This window comes from Alistipes sp. An54 (assembly GCF_002159375.1).
GTDB lineage: Bacteria > Bacteroidota > Bacteroidia > Bacteroidales > Rikenellaceae > Alistipes > Alistipes megaguti.
In genome coordinates this window covers 219,799-235,082 of sequence record NZ_NFIA01000004.1, presented here as the reverse complement: position 1 = coordinate 235,082, position 15,284 = coordinate 219,799, and the positions used below count along the sequence as shown (strand labels likewise).

The window sequence follows — 15,284 nt, the reverse complement described above, 5'->3', positions numbered from 1 at the left end:
TCAGTTTGAAGGGGTCGAGGTGTATTCCTGTCGGACGACCTTGGTCAGGCCGGCCGAGGGGTAGCGCTGCTGGTAGATCTCGGTCAGATCGACCGTCAGCAGGACCTTGTATTTGCCGTCCGTATCGCGGTACGAGGAGATCGTGCAGGCGTAGTTGTCTTCCAGGAAGAAGAGGTTGATCTCCGAGGCTCCGGGCTCCTTGAAGAAAGCGCCCTGGACGGTTCCGGCCTCGGAGGCGGTGTCGACCGTCAGCGGTCCGCGGTTGTAGCGGGTGAAGTCGAGCACGTAGCGTCCGCCGACCTGTACCGGGGCTTCGGCCAGCACCTCGGCCTGGATCTGTGCCACCAGCGGATCGACCGGTTCTTCCGTACCTTCGCCCTCTTCCGTACCTTCGCCCTCTCCCGTTCCGGTGTCCGAACCCGAGCCGGAGCCCGTACCTGTTCCCGTTCCACCGGATCCGGTGTCAGTTCCCGTGCCGGAGTCCGAGACCGAACCGCCACCTGTTCCCGTTCCTCCTGTTCCCGTTCCTCCTGTTCCCGTTCCACCTGTTCCGGTTCCGCCTGTTCCGGTCTCCGTCCCGTCGGTTCCCGTTCCGCTGCCGGTTCCGTCATTGCCACCGGTTTCGGTTCCCTCGCCGGTCGAGGGTTCTTCGGGCGTCGGTTCACTCTCGGGGAGGGTGACCTGGGCCTCGATGCGCACAATGGGGTAGGAGATCGAGTAGAAGACCTCCGAATTGTCGCTGCAGCCGTTTGCCAGCGGGAGCGCGGCCAGCAGCAGGGCTGTTATGACTGTGTGTTTCATAATCCGAGCTCCTGATCGATCAGAATGACGAGAATACGCCCTGCGGGGTAGCAGCGCAGCATCTCCATGCGGGTGTTGCAGATACGGTCCGGGGAGTTGCAGTCCATGCAGACGCCGGTTTTGGCACACGGGGTTCGGAATCCCGGATGGCGGGCGATGTTCTGCGGGGCGGCGATACGGCGGATGCGCTCTTCGGCCTCCTCGCGATTGGCGACGATCTTGTTGCGGCCTGCGACGAGGATCACCTTGCGGGGGCCGAACGCCACGGGAGCGATGCGGTTTCCGACCATGTCGAGCCAGTGGAGCGTCCCCTCCTCGGTCACGGCGTTGATGCCCGTGATGAAGAGGTCGGACATCAGGGCCTGACGGCGTATTTCGAGGCGTTCCGGACGCGGCATGTCGGGGTTGAATCCGTCGAGCAGCGTCCAGTCGCCGTTATCGCGCAGCCAGTCGATGATTCCGGTTTTGCGCATGGTCTTCGAGTCGCCGAACGAGACGATCTTCGGTGCTTCGGCCTCGACGACGGCCTTGATCCGATCGAAGGCCTCCCGTGTGTTTTCGACGACGGCGGTTTCGAAATGGTGGCGGCGGAGCGCTTCGGCGCAGGTGTTGAGTTTTTCAGTCGTCATGTTTCTCGAGTTTGCGTTTTACGACGGCGGGGTTTCCGGCCGCCAGCGAGTCATCGGGTATGTCGTGTGTCACGACGCTTCCGGCGGCGATGATGCAGCGGTCGCCGATCGTGACCCCCGGGCAGACGATCACGCCGCCGCCCAGCCAGCAGTCGTTGCCGATGCGGACGGGTTTTCCCGTTTCGACGGGTTTGCGGCGTTCCAGATAGTCGATCGGGTGGTGAGGCGTCAGGAGCTGGCAGTTGGGGCCGATGAGCGTGTGGTTGCCGATCGTGATGCCGCCGCCGTCGAGGAACGTGCAGTTGAAGTTGATGACGACGTCTTCGCCGACGGAGATCCGGAACCCGAAGTCGCAGCGAAACGGCGTGATCAGGTGGCTCGTGTCGGGGAATCCGGGGATCAGTTCGCGCAGGGCGGAGCGATAGGCCGCGAAATCCCGGTACCGGACCGCATTGAGCTTCTCGAGCCGCTCGTGGGCCTGCAGGTTGAGTTCCAAGGCTTCCGGGTCGCTGTAGTCGTACAGCTCGCCGCGCATCATCTTTTCGACTTCGGTCATCTTTGCGGAGCTATTTGATGAAGAATCGGTAGATATCGTTGCCGTTGGCGTAGAGCAGCAGCATGAGGATGATGACCAGTCCGACATACTGGGCGGCCTCGAGGACCTTGTCGCTGACCTTTCGCCGGGTGATCATCTCCCAGAAGGTGAAGATGGCGTGACCGCCGTCCAGACCGGGGATGGGGATGATGTTCATCACGGCGAGGATGATCGAGAGGAATGCGGTCTTGAGCCAGAAGTCCTGCCAGTCCCACGACGAGGGGAAGATGCTTCCGATGGCGAGGAATCCTCCCAGCTCCTCGTACATCTTGGTCTTGGGCTTCACGATCATCTTCAGCTGCTGCCAGTAGGAGGAGATGACCTCTCCGGTTTTGTGGAATCCGGCGGGGATAGCCTGCCAGAAGGTGTACTTTTGGGTGCGGAGGGTGTACCCTTCGCGGATGACTCCGAGCGTACCCTCCTGGGAGACCGGGACGGCGAAGGCGGGCAGCGCGACGCCCTGCCGCACGACGTGCAGCCGGACCGAATCGCCGGCATGCGACTGGATGTACTCGCGGAAGGCGGGATATTCGACGCCGGCCAGTTCGTCGATTCCGACGATCTCGTCGCCCGGGCGGAGCATGGCCACCGTCGGAGCCACGACGCTGTCGATGACGAACGGCTGACGCGGGACGAGCAGTCCTTCGTAGCCCTTGTTCTGGCGCATGGCGATCAGTTCGTTGAGCGGGAGGGTGAGTTCGACCTGCTCTCCGTTGCGCTCAACGACGATCTTTCGGTCGGCGTCGACGATGACCATGGCGTTGAGGATGTCGAGGAAGTCGTCGATCGGCTGGCCGTCGACGGTCAGGATTCGGTCACCGTCCTGGAAGCCGAGCCGGTGTCCGGCCTCGTTGAAGTTGTAGCCCCACTTGACGTCCTCGTTCGAGAGGTAGGTCGTGCCCCACGTGTAGCTGATTCCGATGTAGATGGCCACGGCGAGCAGGAGGTTCATCACCACGCCGGCGATCATGACCAGGAAGCGCTGCCAGGCGGGTTTGGCGCGGAATTCCCAGGGCTGTACGGCCTGACTCTGATAACCCTTGTCCATCGACTCGTCGATCATGCCGGCGATCTTGCAGTAACCGCCCAGCGGGAGCCAGCCCATGCCGTACTCGGTGTTTCCGCGGCGGAACTTGAAGAGCGAGAAACCGATGTCGAAGAAGATGTAGAACTTTTCGACGCGGATCCGGAATACGCGGGCCATGATGAAGTGCCCGAACTCATGGATTCCGACCAGGATCGTGAAGCAGAGGAAGAACTGAATGATTTTGATGAGTATGTCCATTCTTGTTTGGTATTTTTCCGGGTGAAGGGTTTAGCCCCGCCGGGCGGGGTTTGTGTCGACGCCGAGGAACCGGGCGGCCAGCTGCCGGGCTTCTCTGTCGGCCTCGGCCAGATCCCCGAGCGAGGGACGGGCCGTGAACGCGGCCTTGTCGAGCGTGTGTTCGATCGTTCGCACGATGTCGAGCCACGAGCACTGCCGGGCGAGGAATGCGGCCACGGCCACCTCGTTGGCTCCGTTCATCGTGCAGGGGGCCGTTCCGCCGCGGCGCAGACAGTCGTAGGCGATTCCCAGCGCAGGATATTTTTCGCCGTCGACCGGGCCGAACGAGAGCTGGGGATGGTCCGCGAAGCTGAATCGGGCGTCGGGACGCGTGGCGCGGTCGGGGAACATCAGCGCGAAGCTGATCGGCATGCGCATGTCGGGTTCACCGAGCTGGGCCTTGATGGCTCCGTCCTCGAATTCGACCATCGAGTGGACGATCGACTGGGGGTGCATCACCACCGCGATGCGTTCGGGCGGGGTTCCGAACAGCCAGTGGGCCTCGATGACCTCGAAACCCTTGTTGACGAGCGTCGAGGAGTCGATCGTGATCTTGGCACCCATGTGCCACTGGGGGTGGTGGAGGGCCTGCTCGACGGTGACCGAGGCCAGCTCTTCGCGCTTCAGGTCGCGGAATGCGCCTCCGCTGCAGGTGATGAGGAGCCTGCGCACCGGCGCGTGTTCGCCCAGCAGACACTGGAAGATGGCCGAATGTTCCGAATCAATGGGCAGGATCGGGGCCTTGTGTTCGCGGGCCAAGGGCATGACGCACGCACCGCCGACCACGAGCGACTCCTTGTTGGCCAGAGCGAGCTTCTTGCCGGCGCTGACGGCGGCCACCGTAGGCGCGAGGCCGGCATATCCGACCAGGGCGTTGACCACCACGTCGGAATCGCCTCCGGCGGCTACCTGAGCCACGGCCTCCTCGCCGGCATAGACCTTCGTGTCGGTATCGGCGAGGGCCTCGCACAGCGGCGTGTAGTATTGTTTGTCTGCGATGACCACCGTATCGGCGTCGAATTCGCGGGCCTGACGGGCGAGTTGTTCCCAGTTGCGGTGGGCTGAAAGGATCCTCACTTCGAAGCGGTCGGGGTTTTCACGGGCGATGTCGAGGGTCTGCACACCGATCGAGCCGGTGGATCCGAGGATGGCGAGGCGTTGTTTCATGGGCAGGGTCAGAAGACGATGTATCTTTCGGGATCGACGGGTTTCCCGTTGTTCCAGAGTTCGAATTCGAAGAGTTTGACCTCTCCGTTTTCGGCTTCGGCATTGTACCCGATCTGTTCGCCGGCGCGGACGGTCTGACCCGTAGCGACGAGCGACTGGGAGAGGTTCCGGTAGATCGAGAGGAGGTTAGCGGCGTGCTGGATGACGATCGTGTATCCGTTGTCGGGGGACCAGAGGCTCTGGACGACGGTTCCGTTGTCGACGGCGGCGATGCGGTCGGCGGCAGCGGCGGCGATCTTGACGCCGTATCGGTTCTCCTTCAGATCGAAGTGTTCGGTGATGATACCCTCGACGGGCGAGGCGAGTTCGATGGCCTCGCGGACCTGTCGGCGCGAGCCGTTCTCCTGGCCCGAGAGGGCATAGGGGCCGCTTCCCTCCATTTCGGCGCGCAGGATCGAATCCTCGCGCGAGGGGACGACGAGCACCTTGGAGATGCGCGACGAATCGGAGGCGGCCAGGACGCGTGATACGGGAGTCCGGCCCTCCATGATCAGGGCGATGTTTTCGTTGTAGGTCATCATGTCGTTCATGACGCGCTCCATCGAATCGAGTCGGATGATGTTCTGAATGAGGCTTTCGCGCGAGCGGTCGGCCTCGGTGCGGTATCCGGGGAGGAACTCCAGCACGGGGGTGTAAGCCACCAGCGAGAGGGTGATGATGAAGAGCATGAGCAGGAATGCAATCAATCCGGCGAAGATGCTGGCCGGCGAGAGGTGCATGTGCCACTCTTCGGAGAGGTCCGTGGCGTTGAGCATGTTGAATCTTCGTTTGCGGAAGAATCCGTGCCACCAGGCCTTTATTTTTTTCAACCAGTTCATAGACGGAGTCGGTTAAGTCGTAGCCGGGCCGGGGTCGTCAGCCGGGGCGGAGGTCCGCACGGTGGGGGCGGGGAGTCCTGCAGCGGGGGGCCGGCCGGGTTTATCCTTGCAAAGATAGCACAAGCGACCGGGACTGCCAAATTTATTTGAGTCTTCGTCCTCGTCCCGAGGCCCCGAGGTGTTTGAAAAGCGGAAAAAAGTTGGCAATTCGCGCTTAAAGTGTTAACTTTGTAATTCATTGGGAACAAAACGTCAAAAGCACGATAAAATTATGGTAAAACCCACATTATTGGTACTCGCCGCGGGCATGGGATCCCGCTACGGGTCGCTCAAGCAGATGGACGGAGTCGGTCCGAACAACGAAGCGATCATCGACTATTCGATCTACGATGCCATCCGGGCCGGATTCGGCAAGGTGGTCTTCGTCATCCGCCACTCCTTTGCCAAGGAGTTTCAGGAGATTTTTTCGGCCGACCGGTTTGGCGGGCGCATAGCCGTGGAGTTTGTTTTCCAGGAGTTGGACTACCTGCCCGAGGGGCTGACCGTTCCCGAGGGGCGCGTGAAGCCGTGGGGGACGAACCATGCGGTGATGATGGCGGCCGATGCGATCCACGAGCCGTTTGCGGTGATCAACGCCGACGATTTCTACGGAGCCGAGGCATACCAGACCATCGGCGAATACCTTTCGCAGCTCGACGGCAGCAAGGACCGCTACTGCATGGTGGCCTACGATCTGAACAGGACGCTGTCGGCGAACGGCACGGTTTCGCGCGGGGTCTGCGGCGTGGATGAGGACGGCAACCTCTCGTCGATGGTCGAGCGGACGCAGATCGAGCGGATGCCCGACGGGAAGATCGTCTTCCACGACGGCGGAGCCGACGAGGAACTGGCCGAGGATACGCCGGTTTCGATGAACCTGTTTGGCTTCACGCCGGACTATTTCGACCACACGAAGGCCTATTTCCGGACCTGGTACGAGGCCAACCGGGACAATATCAAGGCGGAGTTCTACATCCCGACGATGGTCAACAAACTGATCGGTGACGGGACGTCGACGCTTCGCGTGCTGCGTTCGGCCGCCCAGTGGCACGGCGTAACCTACAAGGAGGACAAACCGGCGCTGATGGCCGCCATCGAGAAGATGATCTCGGAGGGCAAATACCCGCGCAACCTCTGGAAATAACCTTCCGAGGATGGAGCCGCATTCCTGTTTCAGCAGGGATGCGGCTCCGTTTTTTTCGTGCCGGGCGGACTCGGTGAACCTACTCTTCCTGCCAGACGACGTGTGCCGGCACCTCGACGTGGTCGCACTCCGCAAAGCGGAAGAAGAGCTCCGGATCGAACTGTGCGGGATAGTCCGTCGTGCGGATGATGCGGTTGTTGTCGGCGAATCGGAACCCGTCGACGCAGTAGAGGTTGACGATGCGGGGGTCGAAGACGCGGAAGGTGTTTCCCTCGACGCGGATGTTGCGGTGGTATCGGCTTGCCGCGCGATCCGGGATTCCGCTGCCGACGGCGATGCAGGCTGCGCCCCAGCCCAGACTGCCGTAGTTTCCGTTTTCGAAACGGTTGTTCCGGATCGTGACATCGCGTACGCCGGACTGTTCGAACCAGAAGTTGCCGTCCCCCTCGAAGAGGATCGAGGCGCCGGCGATGTGGAAGTAGTTCTCCTCGATGACCACCTTCCCGCGCGAACCGATCAACAGCCCGCGGGCGCGGTTTCCGGACATCCGACATCCCCGGATCAGCACGTCGGGACCGGCCTCGTCGGCGGCGATCAGATGGCCCGTTCGGATCGAGTCGGGGAGGGGTTCGGTGAAGGTCACCTCCGTGAACTCCTTGTTGAGGCGTTGCACCTGCCCGACTGTGCGACGGGCATAGGTCATCAGCGAGCGGTTGTCTACCACCTCGACCTGCATGTCCTCGCGGAGGAAGTCGACGCCGTACTGCCCGCTGTGGGCGAGCCGGAGCCGGAGTGTTTTCGGGCCGATGCATCTGACGACGGGCATGTAGATTCCGTGGATGTTTGTGGCGTCGTCCTTCTGGTTGAGGAACGTGCAGTCGAGCAGGCGGATCTTCCCCGAGCAGTTGGCGAAGTGGGTGGCGTCGGCCGTGATGCTGATCATGCGGCCGGGAGCGGGGACGACACGCAGTCTTTCGAGGGTGATGTCGCTGCACCGCTGGGCGATGACGCCCATTCCGCCGCAGTGGTGGATCGTGACGTCGTGGATCTCAACGACCTGCGAATCGGAGAGGACGAATCCGGGATTGAGCCGTCGTGCGGCGCCGAAGACGAGCGTATTTCCGGGCGTGGCCTTCAGATCGGGGCGGAAGATGCGGATCCGACCGTCTGCACGGCGCTCGGCGGGAATGGTGTGAGCCGGGAGCCAGTAGTCGTCGACGTGGAAGGCGGGTTCGCGGCGTCGGGCGTCGAACTCCAGCAGACTGGAGTAGGGGTACGAGCGACCTTCGTCGTCGAGCAGCCGCAGACAGCCGTCCGAGAGGTCGCAGCGATACGCTGCCGGGAACTCCAGATCGAGCCAGCCGGGGCCGGCGGCACGGACCGTGGCTTCGGAGTGGAACGTGCGGGTGAAGTCGATTTCGAGGTTGCGGATCCGGACGTTTCGACAACGTTCGAGGCTGAACGGCGAGACGAAACCCGTGAAGAGGAGCCTTGTTCCGGCGCCTTCGACGGTGAAGTTCTCGAATCCGTCCAGATCGAAGGCGATGCGCTTGAGCCCTTCGTCGTTGTTGCTGATGAACTGATACTTTTCGACGAGCAGATCTTCCCGGATGCGGAGTTCGCCGCCGGGGAGGATGAGCCGTCGGGCGTGGGTCGAGGCACAGTGTGCCAGGGCGCGGCGGATGGCGGGTCCGGCGTCGAGACTGTCGGCCCGGGGATCGAGGAAGTCGCTCAGACGGACGTCGCCGCCGGAGGCCGACGTCCGGCAGGCCGAGAGGATCACAGCGGCCCCAAGGAGCAGTACGCGGAGGAGAGATTTCATGATCGGACGTGTATTACGGATGTTGCGGGAGACGGATCTGCGGGGTCTCTGTCTGACGGATCCGGAAGGTTCGGGCCGGCTGCCCGGCCACTGCGAGGCGGAGCGAGAGGTGGTCGTTGTCGATGCGTTCGACCTCCAGATCGAAGTCGTTTCCGAAGGCGCGGATGTGCCGCAGGGCCATCCGTTTCCAGCCCGAAGGCATCGAGGGGGTGCATTCGAAGGTCCGAAATCCGGTGGGTCGGATGCCGAACAGCCCTTCGGTCACGACGCGGCAGAAGAGTCCGCTTTCGGCGGCCAGATGGCGTTGCGAACCCTCGGGCCACGCCTCGATGGGATAGGGAACATGGTCGCCGGTCAGCCGGCGGCGGGCGTATCGGGCGAGGACGTCCGTGGCGCGGTCGGCCTCCCCGGCGATGTAGATGCCCCTCAGGGCGTAGAGCGTCGAGCGGTCCCAGAAGGTCGAGCTTCCCTGTTCGGTGAGCAGGCCGTCGGGCGTCATGAGCTCTTTGCCGAGCAGGGCGCTGACGGTTCCCCGACTGCGGTTTTTCAGTCCGGCGATCAGCGGCATGCAGATCCACGAACGGAGTTTCGTGCAGCCGTCGAAGTAGCGGTAGGTCTCATACCCGCCCACCGTAGCGCCGAAGTGGCGGTCGATGGCTTCGGCCAACCGGTCGGCCTGATACGCATATTGCCGCAGCCGGGCGGCGGGGCGCTTGAGTTCGCGTCCGAGATAGACGGCCGAACGCAGGGCGTCGTAGTAGAGCGTCGAGGTGCAGAGGTTGGCCTCACCGGCCGGGAAGCGGCCTTCGAGTTCGTCGGTATCGGAGGCGACGACTCCCTGCGGGGTCAGTTTGCGGCGGCAGTACTCGAGACACCACTCGATGAGGGGCCACAACTCTTCGGCCTCGCTTTTCGAACCGCGGGCCAGGGCGTATCGGGCGGCACCGTAGGCGATCATGGCGGCATCGCCGCGATCTCCGGCGCCGTTCCAGATGTCGCGGCCCTCGGCGATGATCGAGCTGGGCAGTGGTCGGTATTCGGGGTTCATGAATCGGGCGAAGTGGCGGAAGGCATTCAGTGCCGATTCGTCCGCGATTTCGTAGCCGAGCATCGGGAAGAAGGGGTTGACATATTCGGCCTGATCGTTGGCCCAGATGGCGGCATAGTAGCACTCGCCGCCGGGGGCATGCATGTAACCGCCGGCGGTTTTGATGATGCTTTCGGTCGATCGGATCTTGGCGAAGCGGAATTCGCGGTCGATGACCGGATCGGGAGTTTCGAGCACGAGGTTGTTTGTCACCTCATTGATGAAGGCCTTCCGGGCGGCGAGTTCCGCTCCGACGTCTGTCGGCTGGAGGGATTCGCCGACGCGGCAGGCGCGGAAGAGCGTCTCGACGAGGGTCGAATCCCCGGGCTGGAGAGTTCTCACCCCGGGATCGGCGATCTCGGCCCGGATGAGGTAGCTGCCCGTCATACCGCGATGAGCCGGCGTGACGAACTCCTGCGTGAACTCCGGGACGGAGATTTCGAGGGGTTTTGGCCCGATGTTGCGGAGCAGGTAACGTTCGCAGAGGGCGGGTTGCGTAGGCGAGGGGAAGATCGTGCGCTCCATGGCGAGCACCGGGGCGGGGTTTTCGACCTCGTCGTATCCGGCCCCGACGCCGTTGAAGCTCCACAGACTTTGCACGCGGAGCGTGCCGTCGAAGAGCATCTTCTCGACGCGTTCGAACTGCAGGGCCGAGGCGTTGAACCCCACGGCCGAGGTGTTGACGGCCAGCAGCGAGGGGATGTCGGTTGCCACGCGGCACATCAGGCTGGCGTGCGTGTCGTCGGGTTTGACGCGCAGCAGCGGGAAGACGAGCGACCGTTCGACGTGGAAGGCCCCCCGTTCATCGACCGCCCAGCGGAGGACAGCGGAGATCTGCTCGCCGGTCATTTCCAGATGGTCCTTGTGGGGGATGTCGCCCTGGGGCTGCCAGACGATACCACCCTGGGGATCGAGCGTCCAGCGTTGAGCGGCGGCCGGCAGGGCGAGCAGGGCTGCCGCAAGTGAGAACAACAGTTTTCGGGTCATTGGTTTTTCCGTGTTTTATGGGTGATTCGATGGCGGATTGCGCCGCCGGCCGGAAGGTCCCGGCGGAACGACCCCTCGCCGCGATGGCCTGGAGGCGTCAGTCGATCCAGCGGCCGACGAACTCCCCGACGCGCCGCGTGTACTCCTTCGGATCTTCGAGATAGGCGGCGCCGTGGTCTACTCCGGGGAGTACCCAGAGCACCTTTTCTCCGGATTTGGCCTCGTAGAGGCGGTAGACCATCTCCACGGGGACGACCGAATCCCGATCGCCGTGGATGAACATCATCGGCACGCGGCTTCGGCCTACGGCCTCGAGGGGCGACGCCTCCCGGAAACTCCATCCGTAGAGGATTCGGCACCAGAGGTCCGAGAGCTGGAAGAGCGGAAAGCGTGGGATGCGCGACTGCTTGCCCCAGGCATCGTGGAAGATGTCGTAGGTCGAGGTGTATCCGCAGTCCTCGACGGCGCAGCGGACCGATGCCGGGAGCGACTCTTCGCCGCAGACGATCATCGTGGCGGCGGCCCCCATCGAGATGCCGTGAACGACCACCCGCGCCTCGGGGCCGAAGAGCGAGTCGGCCGTCCGGATCCAGTCGAGCACCTCGCCGCGTTCGGTCCATCCCATGCTCACGGCCCGGGGCTGGCTTTTGCCGTGGCCGCGCAGGTCGGGCATCAGGACGTTGTAGCCCAGATCGTGGTTGTAGAGATATCCGATCATGAACATGGCCTCGGCGGCCCCTTCGTATCCGTGCAGCAGCACGGCGGTGCGGGGTGTCGGCTGCGGGGCCCGGAGCCAGAGGGCGTGGAGCTGTTCGCCGCGGGCGTTGGGGCGGTAGATGTCGTGCAGCCGGTCGTTTTGGCGGATGCTGTCGATCCATCCCACGACGTGGGGATACTGCTCCTCGAGCCAGTGGATGTCGTTCATCCTGTCGGGGTTGAGCGTCCGGTAGCAGAAGTAGCCGCTTCCGCCCACCAGCGCGACCAGGAGCAGGCCGACGATTACGGCTGCCGTGACGATGATTCTTTTTCTACTCTTTTTCATAGGTGAGATCTTTCGGTTTCATGTGGAAGGTTTTGACGTCGGGCTTGTCGTAACCGACATAGCGGTTTCCGGCGATGAGGACATCCCGGCACCCGTCGAGTCGGAATGATTCGCGCTGAGCGGCCGATGACGGGAAGTCGGAGGTCTGCTCGATGCGGTTGTCGACGAACTGCAGATGACCGACCGCACGGGCGTGGATTAGAGGCCGGTCGTAGGTCCGGATGCGGTTGTCGTGAATCCGGATGCGGTCGTGGTAGACGGGCGACGTCTCCGAGTCGGGGCGGAAGGAGGGGGTGATGCTGATGACGGCTTCGCCCCACCCGGTGCCGCCGTTGTTCGAGGCCGAGGTGCCGCAGTTGTCGAAGAGGTTGTTGCGGATCTCCATGTCGCGCACGGCTCCCGATTCGAACCAGTAGTTGACGTCGCCCTCGATGAGGATGGCCGTTCCGGCGGTTTCGAAGCGATTGTCGAAGACCTCGACCCGCCCGGGTGAGGTGAGCAGAATGCCGCGGGCGCGGTTTGCGCGGCCGAACCGGCAGTTGTGGATCCTGATGTCGGGCGTCCACGAGGCGTTTTCGACGAAGTCGCCGCACGCGAACTCCCCGTCGAGCGGCCGATCGAGCTCGATCTCCAGCAGCTGTCCCTTGCGGCCGACAATCCGCGTGATGCGCCGGGGCTCCCCGCGGGCAACCGTCAGCCTGTGGACGGGCCAGATCTCGTCACCGACGCCGAAGACCTTGTCGGCCGGGAATCGGTCGCCTTCGAGCCGGAGTCTCCGCCGCTGTTTCGAGATACCGGCCACGCGGATGTAGACGCCGTGGATGTTGAGTGCGTCGTCGCCCTGACCGTCGAACCGGCAGCCGTCGAGTTCGATCATCCCGCGGCAGGAGGTGAAGTGCAGGGCGTCGGCCACACAGCTGAAACAGCGCCCTTCGGCGCGGTTCGGCCGGGTGGAAACCTCCCGCAGGAGGAGTCCCTCGCAGCGCAGGGCATAGACCCCCATGCCGGGGGCATGGAACAGATCAATCCGTTCGAGACGGGTGTTGCGGCAGCCGCTCAGCGTTATGGCCGGCGCCAGATAGCGACCGTGATAGAGGGCGATCCGGGTTCCGACGGGCAGTTTGCGGTCGACGCGGCCGAAGAAGCGCACCGTGTCGGGCGCCACCTCACGGACCTCGCCGCGGAAGAGCACATTGCGTTCCGAGAGCGGATAGTCACGCGTCCCGTAGAGGACCGCGCCGCTCCTCGGATCGTAGGCCGTGGAGTAGCTTTCGGGATCGACCTCCCGGACCCAACCGTCTCCGAGGAAGCGGATCCGTCCCTGTTCGATGCGGTAGGGGTAGCGAGCCCGGTCGATAGCCAGATCGACCTGCCCGTCGCCGATTGCCGTGATCGTGGCCTGCGTGATGTAGGGGCGCTGCCAGTCGAGCGAGAAGTTGCACAAGGTGAGGTTCCGGCACTCCTCGGCGGCGAAGAGCGTGAGGCGGCCGTGGCCGATGAAGCGGGCACCGCCGCCGTCGATCACCAGATTCTGCAGCCCGCAGAGACGGGCGGCGACACTGGCCCGGTCGTCCTGCCCCCGGGGAGCGTGGAAATCGTAGCGTCCCTCTTCGAAACGGAGCACCGTGGGGCGGCCGCTCCGTGCGATGGCGGCGATGGCGCGGCGCAGGGCCCCGGTGGCATCTTCGCCCGTATCGGGGCGGAGTCCGAACTCGCTGATGCGGACCGTGTCGCGCACCGCCGTGCCGGCTGAATCCGGGGCCTGCATGCCGTTCCCGGACTTGTCTTCGGCGATCTGCGCTTCGGAGAGTGCGCCCTCGGAGATGACGATACCCGGCGAGGCCGGGACCCGACAGGTCCCGACCAGCGCCCCGACAATCGCAGTCCCGACGACGGCCGGCAAGAGGTATCGACTAATTTTCATAGAAATAGGGGTTTGGATTTTCGGTTACGGGAGGCATTCCGTCTCCCTGCAGATGGCGTTCGGGGCAGTCGACCAGACTGATCGACGCATCCTTTTTCCAGGCCGAGAAGTCGTTGTCCTGAATCGTGATGCTGCGGCAGCTCTGGGCGTCGATGACCGACAGCCCTTTGAAACGGGGCTCGAAACGTCGCGAGTCGACGAAGCGGTTCGATCGGATGACCATCGAATCGACCGACAGGGCATAGATCACCTGGTTGTCGAACGTCTCGACGAGATTACCCTCGAAGCGGATGCAGCCGTGATAGGGTTTTCGTCCGGCGCGGGCCCGGTGCGGGATGACGGGGTCGATCTGCAGGACGGCCTGGGGCGAAACGCCGCCTGTTGCCATCGTGCCGAAGCGGTTGTTTTGGATGACGATGTTCTGCGTGCGGCCCGATTCGAACCAGTAGTTGGCGTCGCCGCAGATGCGTATGCCGGCCATCATCGACGAGAGGTCGCAATCTTCGATGCAGACGTCACCCGGGGTTGAGATCAGCAGGCTGCGGGCGCGGTTGTACCGGACCGTGCAATCCGAGATGCGGACGCGGGTGTCGAACGTGGGGTTCGCCACGGCCAGCTGTATCGAGTCGGGGATGTTCCCGAGGTCGAACGAGGTCTGGATCGAGTAGTAGTTTTCGTTGACGCAGTCGATCTTCGCGACCTTTCCGACGCCGACTACGGAGAGGTCGGCGCGGTCGACGAAGACGAGCGAATCGCCCTCTTCGGCGAAGTCGTATCCCTCCTGCTGGAAGTGTCCGAAGCTGGCTCCGAAACGGTGGCCGGAGAGTCGGTCCACGATCTTCATGTAGGCGCCGTGGATGTTCGTGGCGTCGTCGAGCATGCTTTCGAACCGGCAGTCGCGAAGTTCGATGCGCCCCGAGCACCCGACGAAGTGGGTTGCGTCGGCCGAGGCCGAGACCATCCGACCGCTTCCGGCGGGGACCTCGACGCAATACCTCGTGCAGACGACATCGCGACAGCGTTCGGCAATCAGCGCCATTCCGCCCGAATCGTGGAGCGTCACGTCGCAGAGTTCGATCTTCGAACTGGCGTAGAGCGAGAATCCCGGATATCGGCGGTTGGTCGAATGGGGGCCCTTGTCCGTATAGACGCTGCCGACCGGAGGCAGCTCCCGGGCCGCATATCCGCTCAGCCGCACCAGCGAGTCGTTGAGCCGTTCGGCCTTCAGGGCGATGCTCGGGTTGTGTCCGTAGCGTTCGGCGTCGAAGTAGGGCGAACGGGTTTGGGGATCGAACAGGATGTTTTCGCCGAAGGGACTCTCCCAGTCGTATCCCGAGAACCGGGGCTCGCCGTCGCGGATCAGGAAGCGTTCCGGATCGAGCAGCCGCAGGGTGATGCTGCGCGTTGCGGGATCGTTGGCGACGACCCGCCCTTCGAAGATGAACGAGGCGTCGTATTCGACCGCGAAACGGCCGAACTGCACCTCGCTGCAGCGCTCTATGCGGAAGGGGACCATCGCACCGTGGAAGCGGAAACGGGTTCCGTCGCCCAGCCCCTCGATCCGTACGCGGTTCATCCCCTCGAGCAGGAAGGCGCAACGCTTGTATCCGTTGTCGTTGTTCGAGATGCAGAGGTACTTTCCGGCGGCCCGTTCGGGGAAGAAGTCGAAGCACCCCTCGCCGAACCGGATCGTGACCTCACCGTCGGGGTGGTTTTCGAGGATCTCGCGCACGACGGGGGTGAAGTCGCCGATGGCCGGATCGGCCTCGACGACGACCGTCTCCGGCTGCGCGACGCAGCCGGAAACGATCAGAGTCAGCAACAGAAGGAATTTTCTACCCGACA

12 protein-coding genes are annotated in these 15,284 nt (G+C 63.5%); 1 reads left to right on the top strand and 11 read right to left on the bottom strand.

Annotation, left to right across the window (positions count from 1 at the left end):
• Genes B5G09_RS14190 through B5G09_RS05900 form a run of 6 tightly spaced genes read right to left on the bottom strand, consistent with a single transcriptional unit; the run spans position 1 to position 5,394 of the window.
• Complete coding sequence (locus tag B5G09_RS14190; RefSeq protein WP_206384420.1) at positions 1-801, bottom strand: hypothetical protein; 801 nt, start codon at positions 799-801, stop codon at positions 1-3.
• On the bottom strand, positions 798-1,430 hold the full coding sequence (locus tag B5G09_RS05920) for a lactate utilization protein (RefSeq protein WP_087404437.1): 633 nt from the start codon (positions 1,428-1,430) through the stop codon (positions 798-800). Before B5G09_RS05920 ends, B5G09_RS14190 begins: the two co-directional genes overlap by 4 nt.
• The gene (locus tag B5G09_RS05915; RefSeq protein WP_087404436.1) at positions 1,420-1,986 is read right to left on the bottom strand and encodes a sugar O-acetyltransferase; all 567 of its coding nucleotides are present in this window, start codon (positions 1,984-1,986) and stop codon (positions 1,420-1,422) included. Before B5G09_RS05915 ends, B5G09_RS05920 begins: the two co-directional genes overlap by 11 nt.
• Before the next feature lie 10 nt (positions 1,987-1,996).
• On the bottom strand, positions 1,997-3,310 hold the full coding sequence (gene rseP, locus B5G09_RS05910; RefSeq protein WP_087311429.1) for an RIP metalloprotease RseP: 1,314 nt from the start codon (positions 3,308-3,310) through the stop codon (positions 1,997-1,999).
• A gap of 30 nt (positions 3,311-3,340) precedes the next feature.
• Positions 3,341-4,516 carry a 1-deoxy-D-xylulose-5-phosphate reductoisomerase gene (locus B5G09_RS05905; RefSeq protein ID WP_087404435.1) on the bottom strand — a complete coding sequence of 392 codons (1,176 nt, stop codon included), beginning with the start codon at positions 4,514-4,516 and terminating at the stop codon, positions 3,341-3,343.
• Positions 4,517-4,524: 8 nt separating this feature from the next.
• Entirely contained in the window at positions 4,525-5,394 is an 870-nt protein-coding gene (locus B5G09_RS05900) for a M23 family metallopeptidase (RefSeq protein WP_087404434.1), read from the bottom strand.
• A 271-nt stretch (positions 5,395-5,665) separates the two neighbouring features.
• On the opposite strand from B5G09_RS05900, the gene B5G09_RS05895 reads away from it, so the two are divergent.
• A complete protein-coding gene (locus B5G09_RS05895; protein ID WP_206384419.1) occupies positions 5,666-6,577 on the top strand; it encodes a sugar phosphate nucleotidyltransferase in 912 nt (303 codons plus the stop codon).
• A gap of 79 nt (positions 6,578-6,656) precedes the next feature.
• Here the strand turns inward: B5G09_RS05895 and B5G09_RS05890 are convergent, their stop codons facing one another.
• From B5G09_RS05890 to B5G09_RS05870, 5 genes are all read right to left on the bottom strand, one after another.
• Entirely contained in the window at positions 6,657-8,399 is a 1,743-nt protein-coding gene (locus B5G09_RS05890; RefSeq protein ID WP_087404433.1) for a right-handed parallel beta-helix repeat-containing protein, read from the bottom strand.
• A 13-nt stretch (positions 8,400-8,412) separates the two neighbouring features.
• A complete protein-coding gene (locus B5G09_RS05885; protein ID WP_087404432.1) occupies positions 8,413-10,473 on the bottom strand; it encodes a hypothetical protein in 2,061 nt (686 codons plus the stop codon).
• 97 nt (positions 10,474-10,570) lie between these two features.
• Positions 10,571-11,515 (bottom strand): alpha/beta hydrolase, encoded by a 945-nt coding sequence (locus B5G09_RS05880; protein ID WP_087404431.1) that lies wholly within the window; start codon positions 11,513-11,515, stop codon positions 10,571-10,573.
• Positions 11,502-13,439, bottom strand: coding sequence for a hypothetical protein (locus tag B5G09_RS05875; RefSeq protein WP_143256487.1), 1,938 nt, complete (start codon positions 13,437-13,439; stop codon positions 11,502-11,504). Before B5G09_RS05875 ends, B5G09_RS05880 begins: the two co-directional genes overlap by 14 nt.
• Entirely contained in the window at positions 13,429-15,261 is a 1,833-nt protein-coding gene (locus tag B5G09_RS05870; protein WP_087404429.1) for a hypothetical protein, read from the bottom strand. Before B5G09_RS05870 ends, B5G09_RS05875 begins: the two co-directional genes overlap by 11 nt.
• Positions 15,262-15,284 lie beyond the last annotated feature (23 nt).